Raw genomic sequence first — 17,735 nt, 5'->3', positions numbered from 1 at the left:
GATGTAGTTTCTTCGAAAAGTCGACAGCCGTGCGATGTAGTGTTCGTAGTATGATGACCCGAACGATCGAGGGTGCTGTGTTCATGTCGAACCGCCAGGGGAGCCGAGCATGCCGGATCAGGACATGGTGCTGATCGATACGTCGACGCCCAGGGGCCTGCGGGCCGATCACTTCGCCCGGCACGGCTGGGAACACGGCCGGCTGCGCGTGCCGGCGGAGGGCACCGACTGGAAGCGGTTCGCCTCCGCGTGGGACGAACTGGTCCCCGACGCGTACCTCGGCGGGGAACGGTGCCGCAGGAACCGCAGGTTCGGGCGGGTGCTCGCCCACCGCGACGGCACGCTGGAGCCGCTGCGCGGCACCGAGTTCTTCCAGAGCAAGGAGATCAACCGCACCTTCGGCGACCAGCTGCGCGTCTTCGAGCCGCTGACCGACACCGTGCTGGCCGACCGGCTCTTCCCCCGGATCCTGCGGGAGACCCTCGGCCTGGTCAACGAGGTGGCCGGCCGGCAGGACTGGGAGCTCGGCATCCACCTCATCCGCGTCCTCGCGGACGCCGGCCAGGGCTCCGAACCCGCCCCGGAGGGACGCCACTCGGACGGCCACTCGTACGTGGCCATCCACCTGATCGACCGCCACCGCTGCGTCGGAGGCCGCAACCAGGTGTTCCGCAACGGCGAACCCGACGCCTGCCACACGGTCACCATGACCGAGCCGCTGGAGACGCTGATCCTGTCCGACACGACGATGCAGCACGACGTCAGCGAGATCCGGCCCGACGGGACCGCCGGATCGGCCTGGCGCGACACCATGATCGTCGACTTCAACACCGTGCCCGATCCGGCCGGAGTCCCGGGCCGCACCCACGGCTCGCTCCGGTGACTGGGGGAGTGATGACGAGCCACCTGGCAACCGCCACCGCACCGGCCGGCCCCGCGCCCGGCCCCCGCGTCCACGTCCTGCCCGCCACGGCGCCGGCCCCGGAGTTCCGGCTGATCGGCCTCGACGACCTGCTCAACAACCGTGCCGTCACCGGCACCCACGACCTCGACTCCGGCCGGCTCAACGCCTGGGGGAACTCCTTCCCGGCCGGCGAGCTCCCGGCCCCCGGCACCGTGACCGAGGTGGCCGGCGTCCCCTTCCTCTGGCCCCGCGCCCACGCCGGCGGGGACAACGTGCGCTGCGAGGGCCAGGTCGTCGACGTCCCGCCGGGCCGGTACGACTGGATCCACCTGCTCGCCGCCTCCGAACGGCGCAGCGAGGACACCCTCTGGGCGCACTACGACGACGGGCACGCCGACCCGCTCCGGGTGGGGATCTCCGACTTCCTCGACGGCACCCCCGCGTTCGGCGAGCTCCCCGCCTTCCGCACCGCGCGGATGCACTACCCGCACCACGTCCAGGAGCGGCTGCCCACCACCATGTGGCTGACCCGGGTGGGGCTGCCGCGCCGTGGCACCCTCCGCTCCCTCCGGCTGCCCCGGTCGGTCGCGATGCACGTCTTCGCGCTCACCCTGCTGACGGCGACCGACGTACGACGCGCGGAGGAGGACCCGGCATGACCACCACCGACACCACCGGTACCCCTGACACCACCGGCACCGCCGGCCCGACCGGAACCACCTGCACCGCCGACCCGACCGGAACCGCCGGCCCCGACGGCGCCGCGGGCCCCGGCGCCCGGCCCGTACGGCTCTGGACGCGCGACCTCGGCAGCTGCCTGCACGGCACCCTGGCGACGGCGCTGATCCACGACGGGCACGACCCGGTCACCGTCCTGGGCGCCCCGTGGGAGTTCCGCCGCCGGCCCGGCGCGTGGAGCTCCGAGGAGTACTTCTTCCTCGCGGAACCCGACTCGCTGGCCCGGCGGCTCGCCCTCCACCACCCCTTCGAGTCGTCCTGGCACCGCGGCGAGGGCCTGGACGACCTGCGCGAGGCACTGGCCGCCGGCGTGCTGCCCATCGCGGCGGTTGACAACTTCCACCTGCCGTTCCGCCCCGCCTTCCACGACGTGCACGCCGCGCACCTGCTGGTCGTCTACCGGATCACCGACACCGAGGTGTACGTCTCCGACGCCCAGCCGCCCGCCTTCCAGGGACCCATCCCCGTCGCCGACTTCCTGGCGAGCTGGGGCTCGCTCAACCCGCCGGACGACGCGGACGTGTTCTTCAGCGCCAGCCCCAGCGGCCGGCGCTGGCTGAGCACCCGCATGGCGGGCCCCGTCCCGAAGCCGGACGCCGCATGGGTCGGCCACGTCATCCGGGAGAACACCGCCCGCTACCGGCAGGGGACCACCGAACCGGTCCAGACGGGCCTTGCGGGCCTGCGGCACTACCTCGACCAGCTGTGCGCCGTCCCGCCGGGCGGCGCCGCCGCGGCCGAGGCCCTGAGCGAGCTGTACGTCATCAGCTGGAACATCCAGGCCCAGAGCGGACTGCACGCGGAGTTCCTGCGCGCCCGCGCGGTGGAGTGGCAGCTCCCCGAACTCGCCGAGGCCGCGGCCGGGGTGGACGCCGTCGCGCACGGCTGGACGGGGGTGCGCATGACCGGAGCGCACGCCCGGGTCTGGGACCGGCAGCGGCCCGGCGAGCTGCGCCGGCACGCCACCGTCCTCGTCCGCCGCCTCGAAGCCGCCCTCGACCTGCTCGACCTCGCGGCCGACGCGCTGTCCCGGCGCGGCTGACCCCCACCGGCCGACGCCCCCCACCGCCGACGGCCCGCACCCCCGAACGCCGACGGCCCGCACCGCCGACGGTCCGCACCCGAGACCGATCCGTACGCCGACGATCCGCACCCGAGACCGATCCGCACGCCGACGATCCGCACGCCGACGATCCGCACGCCGACGATCCGCACCGAGAGCGATCCGCGCCGCCGCGAGCACGGCACGGATCGGAAAGGGCCCCCGTGGACACAACCGCCATGCCGATAGCCGTGGTCGCCTCCCGGATCCGCCGCGAGGAGCGCCTGATCCTGGAGGCGTTCGAGCGGCGCGGCCTGCGCTGCGAGCACGTCGACCCCCGCAGGCTGCGGCTCCACCTCGCCGACGGCCGGCCGCCCTACCGCGCCGCCCTCATGCGCGAGGTCAGCCACAGCCGGTCCGCGTCCGTCGCGGCCACCCTGGAGGCGCTCGGCGTCCCCGTGCACAACCGCCCGGCGGTCCTGGAGACCTGCGGCGACAAGCTCCGCACGGCGCTCGCCTTCCGCACCGCCGGGCTGCGGATGCCGCGGGCCGCCGTCGCCTGGGGCACCGGCTCCGCGCTGGAAGCGCTGCCCGAGCTCGGCTACCCCGTGGTGATCAAGCCCGTCACCGGTTCGTGGGGACACCTGACCGCCCGCGTCCACGACCGGGAGCAGGGCCGGACCGTCCTGGAACACCGCGCCGCGCTGCCCAACCCGCAGCAGCACGTCTACTACCTCCAGGAGCACATCGACAAGCCCGGCCGGGACATCAAGGCGTACGTCGCCGGCGACCGCGTCGTCTGCGCCATCTACAAGAACGCCGTCGACGACTGGCGGACCAACACCGCCATCGGCGGCGCCGCCACCCCCTGCCCGATCACCCCCGAACTGACCAAGCTCGCGGTGGCGGCGGCGCACGCGGTCGGCGGCGGGTTCCTCGGCGTCGACCTGCTCGTCGACCGGCAGGAGGGGCTGTACGCGAACGAGGTCAACCACACCCCCGAGTTCCACGGCGCCGTCGACGCGACCGGCATGGACGTCGCGGGCGAGATCGCCGACTGGTTCGCCGCCGAGGTCGAGGCGGCCGAGGGCGCGGCGGCATGAGCGCCGCCGGCGACCGCCCCCCGCTGCTCGCCCTGTGGAGCGCGCCCCGCTCCCGCTCCACCGCCTTCTTCCGGATGATGGTGGAGCGCCAGGACCTCGTCACGCTGCACGAACCGCACTGCAACATCGCCAACGACGGCGGCACCGAGGTCGACGGCCGCACCGTGCGCTCCACGGACGACCTCACCGACGCGCTGCTCGCGCTCTCCGCCCGGCGGCCGGTGTTCTTCAAGGACACCACCGACTGCGTCTACGACTCGATCCTCGCGCGCCCCGACTTCCTCAAGGGCGCCCGGCACGCCTTCCTGCTCCGCCACCCGCGGGAGATCATCCCGTCGTTCGCGGCGCTCAAGCCGGACATGGCCCGCCACGAGGTGGGCGTCGAGTACCTGGACCGGATCCACCGCGCGGTGCTCGACGCCGGCGGCGACCCGGTGGTCCTGGACTCCGACGACTTCGTCGACCGCCCCGAGGCCACCGTACGGGCGTACTGCGCCGCGGTCGGCCTGCCCTTCCGCGCCGACGCGCTGCGCTGGCAGCCGGGGGAGCGGCCGGAGTGGAGCCAGTCCGCCCGCTGGCACACCGACGTCAGCGCCAGCTCCACGGTGCGGCGCCGGGAGCGGACGTACGCCAGGACGATCGACGACGACCCGCTGCTGCGGAGCTACCACGACCACCACCTGCCGTTCTACACCCGGTTGTGGGAGCGGCGGCTCCGGATCTCCTGACCACCCGCCGACGCGCACCCGACCGCCGCGCGCAGGCCGACCGAAACCGAAAGGCACCGTAGATGATCATCTCGAAGCCGCCGTTCTGTCCGGTGCGGTTCCACGACTCCGACCTGCTCGACTCGGGTTTCCACGCCGCGACGGACATGCACGCCCTCTGGGCCGACCTGCGGGAGAACCAGCCGCTCTACCGGGCGGAACCAGGCGGCGGCCGGGAGCCGTTCTGGGTCGTGACCCGCCACGAGGACGTCAGCCGCGTCCTGCGCAACCACGGGGAGTTCTCCTCCCGGCGCGGCACCATCCTGTGCGTCCTCGACCTCGACACCCCGGACATCGCGACCGACAACATGATGGCCGACACCGACCCGCCGCGGCACCGCGAGTTCCGCGAGCCGCTGAACAAGGCGTTCGCCCCCTCCGTGGTCGCCACCCAGGAGAAGCTGCTCCGGGACCTGTCCCGGGACCTGATCCTGACGACCCTCGACGCCGGCGTGTACGACATCGCGCACAAGACGATGATGTTCCCGATGGCCGTCACCGGCACCCTCATGGGCCTGCCCCCCGAGTCCTGGGAACGGCTCGCCGAACTGGTCATGATGACGATCGCCTACGACGACCCGGACTACTCCGCCGGCGGCGCCCAGGCCACCGTGCGCCAGGCCCGGCACGAACTCTTCGAGTACTTCCAGAAGGAGTACGCCCGCCGAAGCCGCGACGACGTCGACCCCGACGTCATCGGCGCCATGGTGGCGATGGACCTGTCCGAGGGCCCGATGACCCAGGAACAGGTCCTCCTCAACGCCTTCGTGCTGCTCATCGGCGCCAACGTCACCACCCCGCACGCCCTGTGCACCCTGATGACGGTCATGGCCGAGCACCCGGAGCAGTTCGAGGCGGTGCGGCGGGACCCCGGGCTCCGCGCCTCCTGCCTGCAGGAGCTGCTGCGCTGGTCGTCCCCGGTGACCGCCCTCATGCGGTACGCCGTCAAGGATGTGGAGATGCACGGGAGGACCATCCGGGCCGGCGAGCCCGTCAGCGCCTGGATCGGCTCCGCCAACCGCGACGAGCGCGTCTTCCCCGACCCGTACCGCTTCGACGTCGCCCGCCGCCCCAACAAGCACCTCGCGTTCGGCCTCGGCCCGCACTACTGCATCGGCGCCGGCCTCGCCAAGGTCGGACTGGAGATCTTCCTCGACGAACTCCTCGACCTGGTCGACACCGTGGAGATCGCCGGCGAGGTGCGCCACGTCGCCTCCCACTTCGTCCCCGGCTACAAGAGCATGCCGGTCCGCTTCACCCCCCGGACCTCCGCGCGGTGACCGGGCACCCCGTCCAGCACTCCGGCGCACGGCTCTGGTTCGACCGCCGCTTCCGCTCCGCCGCCGCGACGCACAGCCTGTACTGCTTCCCCTTCGCGGGCGGCTCCGCGACCTACTACGCCGACTGGGCGGAGCACTGCGCCGGCCCCGTCCAGCTGGTCCCGGTCCTCCTGCCCGGCCGCGGCGCCAGGATGACCGAGCCGTCCGCGAAGGACATGATCGAGCTCGCCGACGAGATCGCCGGGACCATCGCCGGCGAACCCGGCCGGGTGCTGCTCTACGGCCACAGCATGGGCGCCATCCTCGCCTTCGAGGTCGCCAGGCGACTGCGCGACCTCGGCCGGGAGGTCGAGCACCTGTTCGTGAGCGGCCGGCCCGCGCCGACGATCGTCCGGCCGAAGGAACCCGTCAGCGACCTGCCCCGGGCCGCCTTCGTCCAGATGCTGCGCGACTACGGCGCCGCGGACCCGACGATCCTCGAACACGACGAACTCCTCGACCTGCTCATGCCCATGATCAGAGCCGACTTCGCGATGATCGAGGGCTACCGCTGCCGGCCGCTGCCGCTGCTGACCTGCCCGGTCTCCGCCTGGTGCGGGGACGCCGACGCCGAGGTCCCGCCGGACACGATGCGCGGCTGGGGCGACCGGACCACCGGGGAGTTCACCCTCTCCGTGCTGCGGGGCGGCCACTTCTTCCTCACCGAGCACCGCGCGGAGATCATGCGCGCCGTGCACGCCGCCGTCCGCCGAGAGCGATGACCACCGACAAGGAGTGAGAGCGTGGACTTCGAAGTGCCACAGGAGAGCGCCGACTTCGCCAGAGAGGTCGAGGAGGTGCTGGCGGCGCCGGAGACGGAGCGGCTGCTGCAGGAGATCGGCGCCCGGCGGGACGGCATGGACGGCAACCCCCGCGCGCTGTACCGGCACCTGGGCGACGCGGGCATCCTCGCGCCCTCCTGGCCGGTCGAGTACGGCGGCCGGGGAGCCGACTTCACCGCGACGGTGGCGCTCCTGGAGCAGCTCGTCGCGCACCGGATCCCGCAGAACCTGTACTGCATCTCCGTGCAGAACGTCGGCTCGCTGATCCTGGCCGCCGGATCCGAGCACCAGCGCAGGACGCTCCTGCCGGCGATGGCCAGCACCGAGATCACGTCCTGCATCCTCTTCACGGAACCGGGCAACGGGTCCGACCTGGCCGGCATCACCACCGGCGCGGTGCGCGACGGCACGGACTGGGTCATCAACGGCCGCAAGACCTACAACCTCAAGAGCGTCTACGCCGACATCGCGCTGATCGCCGTCCGCACCGACCCGCAGGCCAGCCAGTACGAGGGCCTCACCCTCTTCCTCGTCCCGCTGGACACGCCCGGCGTCGTGGTGCGGCCCCTGCCCAGCCTGGCCGACGAGCAGTTCCACGACATCTGGTTCACCGACGTCCGCGTCCCCGAGGACGCGCTCTTCGGCCGGGTCGGCGAGGGCTGGTCGCTGATCACCCAGATGTTCGCCGCCGAACGCACCGGACTCGACTACTACGCGCGCGGGCGCCACTGGCTGGACCTGGTCGGGGCGCGCCTCGACGAGAGCGGCCGGCGCCCCTCCGAGACCGCCCGGGTCCAACGGGCCCGGCACGAGGCGCGGATCACCGCCAGCAAGCTGCTCAGCTGCCAGGTCATGCAGAACCTCCAGGACGGCACGCCCGACATCGCCGAGTCCTCGTTCGCCAAGTGGCACTGCAGCGAGGCGGCCCAGCGCATCGCCTGGTGGGCCCTGGACACCCTCGGCCCCGACCTGCTGGAACCCGGCCCGGACGCCCGGGAGCGCACGCTGGAGGCGGCCTTCCGCGAAGCACCGGGCATGACCATCTCCGGCGGCGCCTCGGAGGTCATGCTGGACATCCTGAGCAGCGCCCGGGTATTCGACCACGCCCCGAGGGGGGACTGAGCCATGGACCTGCGACCCGACCCGCTGCAGCTGCGCCTGCGGGACGCCGTGGACACGGTGCTCACCCGCACCGGCGAACCCTCCGCGCACCTGGCCGCCGTCGGCGTGCCCGCCCTGAACGCCCCCGAACGCCTGGGCGGCCTCGCGCTGGGCCTCGGCGCCGACATCGTCGTGAACGAACGCCTGGGGTACGGGCTGGAGCCGTTCGGCGGCCACCGGCAGACCGCGTTCGCGCTCGACCTGCTCGACGGCGACGACACGCCCGCCGACGACCTGGAGGCGGTCCTCGCCGACCTGTACGCCGGCACCCGGCACGCGGCCGTGGTGGGTGCGCGCGGCCCCGCCGACGTACGGCCCAAGCCGGGGGGCCGGCTGTGGGGCGAGTCGGAGACGCTGCCCCGAGGCGACATCGGACTCTGCGTGGTGCGGACCGCCGACGGAGAGTGGCGCCTGGTGGTCCCGGAAGACGACACCTGCGTCCGCGAGGACGTCGACCACTTCGGCACGCCCGCCACGCGGCTGCGGTTCGACGGCGCCGCCTCGCGGCCGCTCGCGTGCGGCCCCGACCGCTGGGAGCGCGCCCTCGCGGCGGCGAGGATCCGCCAGGCCGCCCTGCTCCTGGGCATCGCAAACCGGATCACCGGCGCGGCCCGCGCCCACGTCAACTCCCGTACGCAGTCCGGGAAGGCGCTCGTCGAGCGGCAGACGGTCGCGCACCGGCTGGCGCTGCTGGTCGGCGAGGGGGAGGGCTGGCGGCTGCTGCTGCACAAGGCCGCCTGGGAGTACGACCGCGGCGAACTGCCCGACGCCGCCGCCGTCCTGGCGGTCGCCGCCGAGCACGCCCAGCTCGCCTCCCGGACGGCGCTCCAACTCCACGGCGTGCGCGGCATGCTGGCGCACTCGACGGCGGCGCGGGTCTACCGGCTGGTCGCCGTGGAGTCGGTACGCATGGGCACACCCACCGACCTGTGGCGGGAGGCGGCGTCCGACACCTGACCCCCGGCACCCGGGATTCCGCCGGCATGCGGCCCCCGCCGGTGTAGGTTGACGTACAGATTCCGGTGCAGTGTGTGGAACGTTGACTGAGGGGAACGGCGTGAAGGTCAGCTGGAGGCAGGTTTTTGCGTGGCGGATGCGGCGGCAGTTCCTGGAGCCGCTGGGGGAGCCGGGTGCGAGCGAGGTCGTCAGCAGACTGTGCGGAGTGCAGGCGCAGGTCTGGAGCGTCGCCGAGCTGAACGTCGCGATCCGGCAGGCGAAGCCCGACCCGGACAGCGTCGACCGGGCGGTCGCCGACCTCTCGCTGATGAAGACCTGGGCGGTGCGCGGCACCCTCCACCTGCTGCCGCCCGGCGAGGCGGGTGCCTACCTGTCGCTCATGGCGAACACGAAGACCTGGCAGAAGCCGTCCTGGACGCGGGCCTCCGGCGTCACGCCCGAGCAGATCGACGCGCTGACCGACGAGGTCGCGAGCGTCCTCGACGGGGCGGTGCTCACCCGGGACGAACTGGTGACCCGGCTCGTGGCGCAGAAGCGGTTCGCGCACATGGAGGAGCGCCTGCGGTCGGGGTGGGGCTCCGTGCTCAAGCCGCTGGCCTGGCGCGGCGTCCTGTGCCACGGGCCGAACCAGGGCAACAAGATCACCTTCACCGGTCCGGCCGGCCGGTTCGGCGCGGCCTGGGGGACGATGCCGGAGCCCGACGAGGCCGCGCCCACGGTGATCGCGGCGTACCTGGGCGCGTACGGCCCCGCCACGCCGGAGTCCTTCGACCGCTGGCTGTCGCTCAACAGCACCAGCAAGCCGCAGCTGCGCCGCTGGTTCGCGGACATGGGCGACCGTCTGACCGAGGTCGACGTCGAGGGCCGCAAGGCGCTGATCCTGACGGAGCACGCGGACGAACTCGCCGGCACGGCCCCGTGCGAGGGGATCAAACTGCTCGGCGGCTTCGACCAGTACGTCCTCGGTCCCGGCACCAAGGACGACGCGATGCTGGCGCCGGAGCACCGCTCCGCGGTGAGCCGCGCCGCCGGCTGGATCTCCCCGGTCGTCGTGCGCGAGGGCCGGGTCGTCGGCGTGTGGGAGATCGTCGACCAGGAGCTGGTGGTGACGCCGTTCGCGGACACCGGCCGGCTCCCGGTGAAGGCGCTGGAGAAGGAGGCGGCGCACGTGGCGGCGGCGAGCGGGACCGGCCGGCTGCCGGTCCGCGTCGCCTGACGCCGCTCCTCCGCCGCGCTCACCCGAAGTGGGCGCGGTGGAGGTCGCGCAGCAGCGCGATCTCCGCACCGTGATGCATGACCTCGCGGTTGACGTGCAGCACCAGGGTGGCCATGGGGCGCTCGCTCCACTGGCCCTCGGCGTCTCCTATCGGGCGTGCCAGTGCTTCGTCGTCGAGCGACAGCACCCCCTTCCGCCAGGTGTGGTACTGCTCCTCCAGGACCGCGACGCCCTCCTCCGCGGTGACCGGTGGCTCCATGGTGTCCAGAGTCAGCGACCCGTCGCCGAAGTGTGTGCTGGCCCGGATGCCCAGCACGTGGAAGGCGACATGGCACAGGCGCCAGGCGATCGTCGTCACCGGCGGCGGGTCCGGTGTCGGATCCGCCAGGTCGAGCCGGGTCCTGCCGTCCTCGCCGGTGCGGACCGACCAGCAGTCCGGCACCGGTTCCCACAGGTATTCGTCGTCTCCGAGACCTTGCAGACGGGGCGCCAAGTGGTAGTCCCAGTACAGGTCGAGCTGGTCGAGCACTTCGGTACGCCAGATCATCCGGCACTCCTGTCGAGCGGTTGCACAGCGTCCGACGATAGTCGAAGCGCACCGAGCGTGCCCGTCCGGCGACACGCCGTGAGCGGGATTCCGGCCGGAGCGGGCGCCGCCCGCGGGTTGTCATCTGTAGACTGTGTCGATAATGTTGCCTTGATGAGAAAAGGCAACAAAGGCAACACGACGAGCGAGGGGGACGACGCGTGACCGCCGAGAGCGCCACCCACCCCGACCTCCACGACGCCGGCACCGCCGTCTGCGTCCCGGAGGACGGACTGCGGGGTCTGATCAGCCCGCTCGACGAGAAGCGGTTCCTCGCCTCGCACCTCGGCGTGCGGCCCCTGCTCTGCCGCGGCACCCCGGACCGGTTCGCGGACGTCTTCGGCTGGGACGCCCTGAACGCCCTCCTCGCGTCCACCCGCGTCGACCCGTCCCGCATGCACCTCGTCCGCGCCGCGCGAGGCATCGGCCTCGCCTCCTGCGCCGAACCCGTCCCCCAGCTCGCCCCCCGGGGACGCCCCACGCGATTACGCCCCGACGCGCTCACCGCCGCCCTCGCCGACGGCGCCACGCTCGCCGTCGACGGCGCCGAGGAACTGCACCCCCCGCTGCGCACCCTCGTCCGCGGCGTCGAGGACAGCCTGCGCAACCTCGTCCAGGCCAACCTGTACGCCAACCTCGGCGGCGCCCCCCAGGGCTTCGACACCCACTGGGACGACCACGACGTGATCATCCTGCAGGTGGCCGGCAGCAAGAACTGGGACCTGCGCCCCCCGACCCTGTCCCACCCCGTCGGCGAGCTCACCCGCCCGCCGAAGCCGCTGCCCTCGGACCCCGGCTGGTCCGGCACCCTCACCGCCGGCGACGTCCTCTACCTCCCGCGCGGCTGGTGGCACACCGTCCGGGCGGCGGACGGCCCGTCCCTCCACCTGACCCTCAGCAGCCGGCTGCCCTCCGCCGCCGACCTGCTGCGGCGCCTGCTGCGCCGGCTGGCCACCGAACAACCGGTGGTCCGGCAGGACCTGCCCCGCTTCGCGGACCCGGAGACCGCCGACCGGTGGTACGCGGACCTGCGGACGGCGCTCGTCGACGCCGTCCGGGAACCCGGCCTGCTGGAGCGGCTCGCCGAGGAGGCCGGCGAACGAGCCCCGGCCCGCCCGGAGTTCACCCTGCCCGAGTGTCCCCGGTGACCGGGGCGGGGACCCGCCGGCTGCTGCCGGCGTCGGCGCGGGACCTGCCCGCCACGTTCTGGTGGATCTGGTTCAGCATCCTGGTCAACTGGACGGGAGGCTTCGTCGGCCCCCTGCTCACCCTCTACATGACCGGGCAGCGCGGCTACTCGGCGGCGCAGGCCGGCGCCGTCATCTCGCTCATCGGACTCGGCGGCGTCCTCGGCACGATCGGCGGCGGCGCGGCGGCCGACCGCTTCGGCCGCAGGACCACTCTGTTCGCCGCGCACGGCTGGACGGCGCTGTGCATGGCCGCCCTCGGCCTTGTCCAGACCGGAGCGGCCACCGCCGTCGCCGCCTTCGCCATGGGCGCCGGCGCCGCCGCCGCCCGTCCGGCCATGCAGGCGGCGCTCGCCGACGTCGTCGCCCCCGAGGACCGGCAGCGCGCCTTCGCCCTCAACTACTGGGCGCTGAACCTCGGCGTCGCGGTGTCGTCCGTGCTCGCCGGAGTCCTGGTCACCCAGGGCTACACCCTGGTCTTCCTCGCGGACGCCGCCGCCACCGCGCTGTGCGCCGTCCTGGTCCTGGCGAAGGTGCCCGAGACCCGGCCGGCCGCCGCCCGCCGGCCCGGCCCGGACACCCGCGCCCCCGGGAAGGGCGAGCCCGGCGCCTCGGTGTGGCGGGACCGCCGGTTCCTGGCGTTCTGCCTCGCCGCCCTGCTCTTCGCCTCCGTCTTCCAGCAGGGCAGCACGATGCTGCCGATCGCGGTGGCGCGCGACGGCCACGACCCGACGGTCTTCACCTGGCTGCACGCCCTGAACGGCGCGCTCATCGTCACCCTGCAGGTCGTCCTCACCCGGCTCGTCCGCGACCGCTCCCGGTCCGCCACCCTCGTCGTCGCCGCGCTCCTGCTCGCCGCCGGCTTCGGCCTGACGGCCTTCGCGGACGGCGTGGCCGCGTACGCCCTCTGCGTGGTGGTCTGGACGTTCGGCGAGATGCTGCAGGCCCCCGCCGGCAGCTCGGAGGCCGCCGACCGCGCGCCGGAACACCTGCGCGGCCGCTACCAGGGGACGTACGGGACCGCTTGGACCGCCGCCGCCTTCCTGGCGCCGGCGGGCGGCGGACTGCTGCTCGACGCCGGCGGCCCGGCGGTCCTGTGGGGCGTGTGCGCCGCCCTGGCCGTCGCCGCCGGCCTCATCTGGGCCCTGATCACGGGCCCGGCCCACGAACGCGCGCCCGCCGGGCCCCGCCCGGGGGCGCGTACCGGGGACGGTCCCCCGTCCCCGGCCGGCCCTCCCGCCCGGGAGAGCCGTACCGATGTCGATCTGAGAGGACAGCCGTCATGAACGCTTTCGAGCTGGATGAGCAGGACGAGCAGTTCGTGCTGAACAACTGCGTCTCCGCGTACCTCACCGACGAGGCCGAGGAGTTCGTCGTCGACAACTGTGTCGCGGCGTACCTGTCCTGATGACCCGAGCACCCCTCCGGGACACCGGCCGGGACGCCCTCGCGGCGCCCCGGCCGGGCCCGGCCCCCGAGCCCGGCACCGGCGGCGCCGTCACCCGGCTGCGCGTCCTGCGCGGCCCGGGCGCGACACCGCCCACCCTCCGGCTGGCCGTCGCCGACCTCGCGGACCGCACCCGGACCCTGCCCTGGCAGGCGGACCGGCAGGCGTTCGGCACGTCGTGGACCAGCGACGATCACGCCACCCGCGCCGCCCTCGGCGAAGCCGTCGAACGCCTCTGCGGCACCTGCCCGCCCGACCCCGCCGCGCTGGTCCACGGCAGCCACCGGGACCTGCTCCGCCGCGGCCTCGACGCCCTCGACCCGGCGCGCCTCACGCTCTACTCCGCGGCCCAGTACGCCCGCCCGGACTTCCCCTTCGCGCCGTTCCTGCCGGACACCCCCGTCCACTGGGTCCCCGCCCGGTCGCTGACCCGGGACACCGACGTGTACGTCCCCGCCTTCGCCGCGTACACCCTGTGGCGCCGCATGCCCCGCCCGCACGAGGAGGCCCGGCACGCCTTCCCGGTGATCGGCGGCACGGCCGCCGGCCCGGACCTGGACGGCGCCGTCGCCTCCGGTCTTGAGGAGGTCGTCGAGCGGGACACGGCCGCCGTGTGGTGGGCGAACGCGGTGCCGCGGCCCCTGCTCCCCGTCACGGACGCCCTGCGCGCCCTCGTGGGTCCCGCCCTGGACGACGTCGACGTACGGCTGACCGCCCTCGACAACCGCTTCGGGCTGCCCACGATCGGCGCGTTCGTCCGCGACCGGACCGAGGGATGGCTCACCCTGGGCCTCGCCACCCGGGCGGACGGCGCGCACGACGCGGCGGCCAAGGCCCTGGCGGAGGCGTTCGCCCTCCGGCTCACCTGCCGCACCCTCGCCGACCCCGCGGCCCTGGCCCGCCTCCGCGCCGGCTGCCGCGGCCGGGAGAGCCCGCTGAAGCCGTGGCGCCCCGACGCCTCCTACCTGGACGCCTACCGCGAGGATGGCCGGGACGCCGTCGAACTCCTCTGCCACCAGCAGCTCCACCTGGACCCGCGCGCCGCGCGGCGCTCCCTCGCCTGGGCCGCCGCCGGCCCGCCCGGCCGCTGGGACGACCTCCCCGCCGCGCCGGGCGGCCCCCGGGAGCGGATCGAGGCGGCCGGCCACGAGGTGCTGTACGTCGACCTGACGACCCCCGAGGCGGAGGCCCTGGGCATGAAGGTCGTACGGGTGATCGTCCCCGGCACGGTCGGCAACGCGCCCGCCGCCTACCTCGCCCTCGGCGGCCGGCGCGTGCAGGACGCCGCCGTGGAACGGGGCTGGCGCCGCACCGCCCTTCCCGAGGACCGCCTGAACACCTTCCCGATGCCGCACTCCTGACGCCGGCGCCCGGCCTGCCCACGAGGGGGACCGCCGGGCGCCGCGCGCCGTCACGCCTCCGGGGCCCCCGTGGTCCGCAGCGTGCCGTCCTCCAGCCGCAGCCAGCGGTCCACGCCGATCGCGGCGAGGAAGCGCTCGTCGTGGCTGACCACCAGGAAGGCGCCCCGGTACGAGTCGAGGGCGCTCTCCAGCTGCGCGACGCTGACCAGGTCGAGGTTGTTGGTCGGCTCGTCGAGGAGCAGCAGCTGCGGCGCCGGCTCCGCGCACAGCACGCAGGCGAGGGTGGCCCGGAGGCGTTCGCCGCCGGACAGGACGCCGACCGGCAGGTGGGCGCGGGCGCCCCGGAACAGGAAGCGCGCCAGCAGGTTCATCCGCTCCGCGTCCGTCCGACCGGGCGCGAACGCGGCGAAGTTCTCCGCCACCGTCCGGTCCGGGTCCAGCAGGTCGAGCCGCTGCGACAGATAGGCGACGCGGCCGTCGAACCGCTTGATCCGCCCCTCGTCCGGGGCGAGTTCGCCGGTGACGAGCCGCATCAGGGTCGTCTTGCCCGAGCCGTTGGGCCCGGTCAGCGCGATCCGCTCGGGGCCGCGCACGGACAGGTCGACGCCGTCCCCGGCGAAGACGTCCCGGCCGTCGTGCCGGACCCGCAGGCCCTCGCCGAGGAAGAGGTCGCGCCCGGCCGGGACCTGCGTGTCGGGCAGGTCGAGGACGAGCCGCTGCTCGTCCCGGAGGGCCCGCTCGGCCTGGTCGAGCCGGGCCTGCGCCTCGCCGACCCGGGACGCGTGGGTCTGCCCGGCCCGGCCCGCGGACTCCTGCGCGCCCCGCTTCATGTTCCCGGCGAAGATGCGCGGCAGACCGGCGCTCTTCAGGTTGCGGGCGGCGTTGCTCGCCCGGCGGTCGGCGCGCTCGCGGGCCTGCTGGAGCTCGCGCTTCTCGCGCTTCAGCTCCTGCTCGGCGTTGCGCACGTTCTTCTCGGCGACCTCCTGCTCGGCCCGTACCGCCTCCTCGTACGCGGTGAAGTTCCCGCCGTGGAACCGCAGCCGGGAGGCGCCGAGTTCGGCGATCCCGTCCATCCGGTCGAGCAGCGCCCGGTCGTGCGCGACGACCAGCAGCAGGCCGTCGAAGTCGGACAGCGCGTCGTACAGGGTGTGCCGGGCGTCCCCGTCGAGGTTGTTGGTCGGCTCGTCGAGCAGCAGCACGTCGGGCCGCTTCAGCAGCTGCGTGGCGAGCCCCAGGGAGACGACCTGGCCGCCGCTGAGGGTGCCGAGGGTGCGGTCGAGGGCGAGCCCGCCGAGACCGAGCCGGTCGAGCTGGGCGCGGGTGCGCTCCTCGATGTCCCAGTCGTCGCCGATGACGGCGAAGTGCTCCTCGGCGACGTCGCCGGACTCGACGGCGTCGAGCGCGCGGATCACGTCGGCGACCCCGAGCACGTCGGCGACGCTGAGGCCGGCCGTGAGGGGCAGGTCCTGCGGCAGGTACCCGAGGGTGCCGCCGACGGTCACCGAGCCGCCGGTGGGCCGCAGTTCGCCGGCGATCAGCTTGAGCAGGGTGCTCTTGCCGGCGCCGTTGGGCGCGACCAGGCCCGTGCGGCCGGCGGTCAGGCTGAAGGACAGGTCGTGGAAGACGGGGGTGTCGTCCGGCCAGGAGAAGGACAGCTCGGAGCAGACGACGGTGGCGTGAGACATGGGAGAGACCTCGGAGGGAGGGGAGCGGACAGAGCTCCGCCACGGGCAGACGAAGGGCACAGAGGTACGACGAGACGGGCCACTCCGGTGGTGCGCTCTACCGCGCGCCCGGTGGCCGTCAGCTCCGGATCTCACCCGGAGATGTCGTCGTCACCCGCCATGTCTGCTGCGCTCCTCGTAGGGGTCAAGGTCTCTGCCAGGGTAACAGCCGCCCCCGGAGCCCCGCAGGGAATAAAGCCTCCCTGGATCCGGGGAGAGGGGGCGGCCGTCGGAACCGGCTAGGCGCTCCGGGCCGGAAGCCAGGCGTCGATGACCTCGGCGACGAGGCCGGCGCCGCGGCTGTTCTGGTGGATGTGGTCGGTCGTGAGCACGAGCCCCCGGCGCCGCGCGACCGTGTCGAGGCTGCCGCGCAGCAGGGCGCGCCGGGCGAGGACGCCGATGCTCGCCGCGGGCGTCGGGTGCCGGAAGGGGATCGGCGGCGGGGCGGCCCGGCGCAGTTCCTCGGTCTGGCGTTCGTGGAGCGGGAGGCAGCTCACCCGGTGGGCGGCGGCGACCTCGGCGATCACGCGGCTGTACGCCTCCGACGCCCGCGCCGCGGCTCCGTCGAGCTGCTGGCCGAGGACCGGGAGCGTCAGCAGGGCGATCGTCGCGTCCGTCCGCGTCCGCAGCCGCTCGACGACGTCACCCAGGCACTGCCGGAACCAGTCGGCCGACGGCCGCTCGGGGAGTCGTTTGCGCTGCATGGCCCGCTCGACGGCATAGCCGGCGAGGCTCGCCCGGGCGTCGTTGGTCCCGATCAGCACGGTGATCACGTCCGGTGCCTCCGCGACGACGGCGTCGAGGCGCCCCAGGAGGTTGTGGGCGAAGTCGCCGTTGACCCCGTGGCGGGTGAGCCGCACGTCGCCCGGAGGCCGGCGCCGTGCGAGGAGGTCCAGGTAGTCGACGCTGAGTTGGGCCCGGGTGAGGCTGTCGCCCAGGCACGCGACCCGGGTCGTCACGACGGTCGCGGACCGGACGCGCCGGCGTGGTCGGCCGGGAGGGCGTCGGTCCGGGGACGGTGGTCGGTGCCGAGGCCGGCGGTGACGGTGAGGATGGACGCCGGTCCCTCCATGTCGACCGCGTGCCACGTCCCGGCCGGGTTGACGGTGGCCTCGCCCGGCCCGAGCACGACCCGGTCGGGCCCTCCGTCCCCCGCGCGCGTGACCGTCACCGACCCGCTGAGGCAGACGACCAGTTCGTCTCCGGCGGGGTGGCGCTCCCAGTGGTCGCCCGGGCCGTCGCCGTCGATGATCGTCACCATCCGGCCCTCGGCGCCGTCCGCCGCGACCGCGGCGCTGTAGGCGTGGAGCACCGCCGGGTCCCAGGCGAAGCCCTCGACGGTTTTCGCCGTCGACCCCAGCCCCAGGTGCACGGGGGTGGTCCGGAGGTCGATGGCGTGGGGTGTGTGCGCGATGAGTTCCATGCGGACGATCGTCACAGG

The 17,735-nt window shown here is 73.9% G+C and carries 18 protein-coding genes; 14 read left to right on the top strand and 4 right to left on the bottom strand.

Annotated features, from left to right (window positions below; all coding sequences use genetic code 11):
• Positions 1-109: 109 nt before the first annotated feature.
• From ACFVQZ_RS34205 to ACFVQZ_RS34160, 10 genes are all read left to right on the top strand, one after another.
• A complete protein-coding gene (locus tag ACFVQZ_RS34205) occupies positions 110-883 on the top strand; it encodes a 2OG-Fe dioxygenase family protein (protein WP_383628700.1) in 774 nt (257 codons plus the stop codon).
• Between the two features lie 11 nt (positions 884-894).
• Complete coding sequence (locus tag ACFVQZ_RS34200; RefSeq protein ID WP_383628698.1) at positions 895-1,563, top strand: hypothetical protein; 669 nt, start codon at positions 895-897, stop codon at positions 1,561-1,563.
• Positions 1,560-2,684, top strand: a complete 1,125-nt coding sequence (locus ACFVQZ_RS34195; RefSeq protein ID WP_383628696.1) for a BtrH N-terminal domain-containing protein — start codon at positions 1,560-1,562, stop codon at positions 2,682-2,684. The genes ACFVQZ_RS34200 and ACFVQZ_RS34195 overlap by 4 nt, the downstream gene beginning before the upstream one ends.
• Positions 2,685-2,908: 224 nt before the next feature.
• Positions 2,909-3,787, top strand: coding sequence for a lysine biosynthesis protein LysX (lysX, locus tag ACFVQZ_RS34190; RefSeq protein WP_321193325.1), 879 nt, complete (start codon positions 2,909-2,911; stop codon positions 3,785-3,787).
• Positions 3,784-4,515: a hypothetical protein gene (locus tag ACFVQZ_RS34185; protein WP_030497134.1), complete on the top strand. Its 732-nt coding sequence runs from the start codon at positions 3,784-3,786 to the stop codon at positions 4,513-4,515. Before lysX ends, ACFVQZ_RS34185 begins: the two co-directional genes overlap by 4 nt.
• A 62-nt stretch (positions 4,516-4,577) precedes the next feature.
• Positions 4,578-5,834, top strand: a complete 1,257-nt coding sequence (locus tag ACFVQZ_RS34180) for a cytochrome P450 (RefSeq protein WP_030497135.1) — start codon at positions 4,578-4,580, stop codon at positions 5,832-5,834.
• Positions 5,831-6,595: a thioesterase II family protein gene (locus ACFVQZ_RS34175; RefSeq protein WP_383628693.1), complete on the top strand. Its 765-nt coding sequence runs from the start codon at positions 5,831-5,833 to the stop codon at positions 6,593-6,595. Before ACFVQZ_RS34180 ends, ACFVQZ_RS34175 begins: the two co-directional genes overlap by 4 nt.
• Before the next feature lie 21 nt (positions 6,596-6,616).
• Positions 6,617-7,777, top strand: a complete 1,161-nt coding sequence (locus ACFVQZ_RS34170) for an acyl-CoA dehydrogenase family protein (protein WP_030497137.1) — start codon at positions 6,617-6,619, stop codon at positions 7,775-7,777.
• 3 nt (positions 7,778-7,780) lie between these two features.
• Complete coding sequence (locus ACFVQZ_RS34165; protein WP_030497138.1) at positions 7,781-8,773, top strand: acyl-CoA dehydrogenase family protein; 993 nt, start codon at positions 7,781-7,783, stop codon at positions 8,771-8,773.
• Positions 8,774-8,909: 136 nt separating this feature from the next.
• Entirely contained in the window at positions 8,910-9,989 is a 1,080-nt protein-coding gene (locus ACFVQZ_RS34160) for a DNA glycosylase AlkZ-like family protein (protein WP_383628691.1), read from the top strand.
• A gap of 19 nt (positions 9,990-10,008) precedes the next feature.
• On the opposite strand, the gene ACFVQZ_RS34155 is transcribed toward ACFVQZ_RS34160, so the two are convergent.
• Positions 10,009-10,536, bottom strand: a complete 528-nt coding sequence (locus tag ACFVQZ_RS34155) for a DinB family protein (protein ID WP_383628689.1) — start codon at positions 10,534-10,536, stop codon at positions 10,009-10,011.
• Between the two features lie 200 nt (positions 10,537-10,736).
• On the opposite strand from ACFVQZ_RS34155, the gene ACFVQZ_RS34150 reads away from it, so the two are divergent.
• Genes ACFVQZ_RS34150 through ACFVQZ_RS34135 form a run of 4 tightly spaced genes read left to right on the top strand, consistent with a single transcriptional unit; the run spans position 10,737 to position 14,570 of the window.
• On the top strand, positions 10,737-11,723 hold the full coding sequence (locus tag ACFVQZ_RS34150) for a JmjC domain-containing protein (RefSeq protein WP_051788239.1): 987 nt from the start codon (positions 10,737-10,739) through the stop codon (positions 11,721-11,723).
• Positions 11,711-13,048: an MFS transporter gene (locus ACFVQZ_RS34145; RefSeq protein ID WP_051788241.1), complete on the top strand. Its 1,338-nt coding sequence runs from the start codon at positions 11,711-11,713 to the stop codon at positions 13,046-13,048. The genes ACFVQZ_RS34150 and ACFVQZ_RS34145 overlap by 13 nt, the downstream gene beginning before the upstream one ends.
• Positions 13,045-13,170 (top strand): hypothetical protein, encoded by a 126-nt coding sequence (locus tag ACFVQZ_RS34140; protein WP_321193327.1) that lies wholly within the window; start codon positions 13,045-13,047, stop codon positions 13,168-13,170. Before ACFVQZ_RS34145 ends, ACFVQZ_RS34140 begins: the two co-directional genes overlap by 4 nt.
• Positions 13,170-14,570, top strand: a complete 1,401-nt coding sequence (locus ACFVQZ_RS34135; protein WP_383628686.1) for a YcaO-like family protein — start codon at positions 13,170-13,172, stop codon at positions 14,568-14,570. The genes ACFVQZ_RS34140 and ACFVQZ_RS34135 overlap by 1 nt, the downstream gene beginning before the upstream one ends.
• 50 nt (positions 14,571-14,620) lie before the next feature.
• Here ACFVQZ_RS34135 and ACFVQZ_RS34130 read toward each other — a convergent pair whose 3' ends face one another.
• From ACFVQZ_RS34130 to ACFVQZ_RS34120, 3 genes are all read right to left on the bottom strand, one after another.
• A complete protein-coding gene (locus ACFVQZ_RS34130; protein WP_383628684.1) occupies positions 14,621-16,255 on the bottom strand; it encodes an ABC-F family ATP-binding cassette domain-containing protein in 1,635 nt (544 codons plus the stop codon).
• A gap of 278 nt (positions 16,256-16,533) precedes the next feature.
• Positions 16,534-17,253, bottom strand: a complete 720-nt coding sequence (locus ACFVQZ_RS34125; RefSeq protein ID WP_383628682.1) for an SGNH/GDSL hydrolase family protein — start codon at positions 17,251-17,253, stop codon at positions 16,534-16,536.
• A complete protein-coding gene (locus ACFVQZ_RS34120) occupies positions 17,250-17,717 on the bottom strand; it encodes a cupin domain-containing protein (protein ID WP_383628680.1) in 468 nt (155 codons plus the stop codon). The genes ACFVQZ_RS34125 and ACFVQZ_RS34120 overlap by 4 nt, the downstream gene beginning before the upstream one ends.
• Positions 17,718-17,735: the final 18 nt, after the last annotated feature.

It is taken from the genome of Streptomyces sp. NPDC057854 (genome assembly GCF_042797055.1).
GTDB lineage: Bacteria > Actinomycetota > Actinomycetes > Streptomycetales > Streptomycetaceae > Streptomyces.
Note: the sequence above shows the minus strand (reverse complement) of the source record. Positions and strands in the feature narration are given on the sequence as shown.

Coding starts and splice junctions, on each gene's coding strand:
- ACFVQZ_RS34200 (WP_383628698.1), top strand. CDS start 895: ATGACGAGCCACCTGGCAACCGCCACCGCACCGGCCGGCCCCGCGCCC.
- ACFVQZ_RS34135 (WP_383628686.1), top strand. CDS start 13,170: ATGACCCGAGCACCCCTCCGGGACACCGGCCGGGACGCCCTCGCGGCG.
- ACFVQZ_RS34205 (WP_383628700.1), top strand. CDS start 110: ATGCCGGATCAGGACATGGTGCTGATCGATACGTCGACGCCCAGGGGC.
- ACFVQZ_RS34160 (WP_383628691.1), top strand. CDS start 8,910: ATGCGGCGGCAGTTCCTGGAGCCGCTGGGGGAGCCGGGTGCGAGCGAG.
- ACFVQZ_RS34140 (WP_321193327.1), top strand. CDS start 13,045: ATGAACGCTTTCGAGCTGGATGAGCAGGACGAGCAGTTCGTGCTGAAC.
- ACFVQZ_RS34120 (WP_383628680.1), bottom strand. CDS start 17,717: ATGGAACTCATCGCGCACACACCCCACGCCATCGACCTCCGGACCACC.
- ACFVQZ_RS34155 (WP_383628689.1), bottom strand. CDS start 10,536: ATGATCTGGCGTACCGAAGTGCTCGACCAGCTCGACCTGTACTGGGAC.
- ACFVQZ_RS34180 (WP_030497135.1), top strand. CDS start 4,578: ATGATCATCTCGAAGCCGCCGTTCTGTCCGGTGCGGTTCCACGACTCC.
- ACFVQZ_RS34185 (WP_030497134.1), top strand. CDS start 3,784: ATGAGCGCCGCCGGCGACCGCCCCCCGCTGCTCGCCCTGTGGAGCGCG.
- ACFVQZ_RS34195 (WP_383628696.1), top strand. CDS start 1,560: ATGACCACCACCGACACCACCGGTACCCCTGACACCACCGGCACCGCC.
- ACFVQZ_RS34130 (WP_383628684.1), bottom strand. CDS start 16,255: ATGTCTCACGCCACCGTCGTCTGCTCCGAGCTGTCCTTCTCCTGGCCG.
- ACFVQZ_RS34165 (WP_030497138.1), top strand. CDS start 7,781: ATGGACCTGCGACCCGACCCGCTGCAGCTGCGCCTGCGGGACGCCGTG.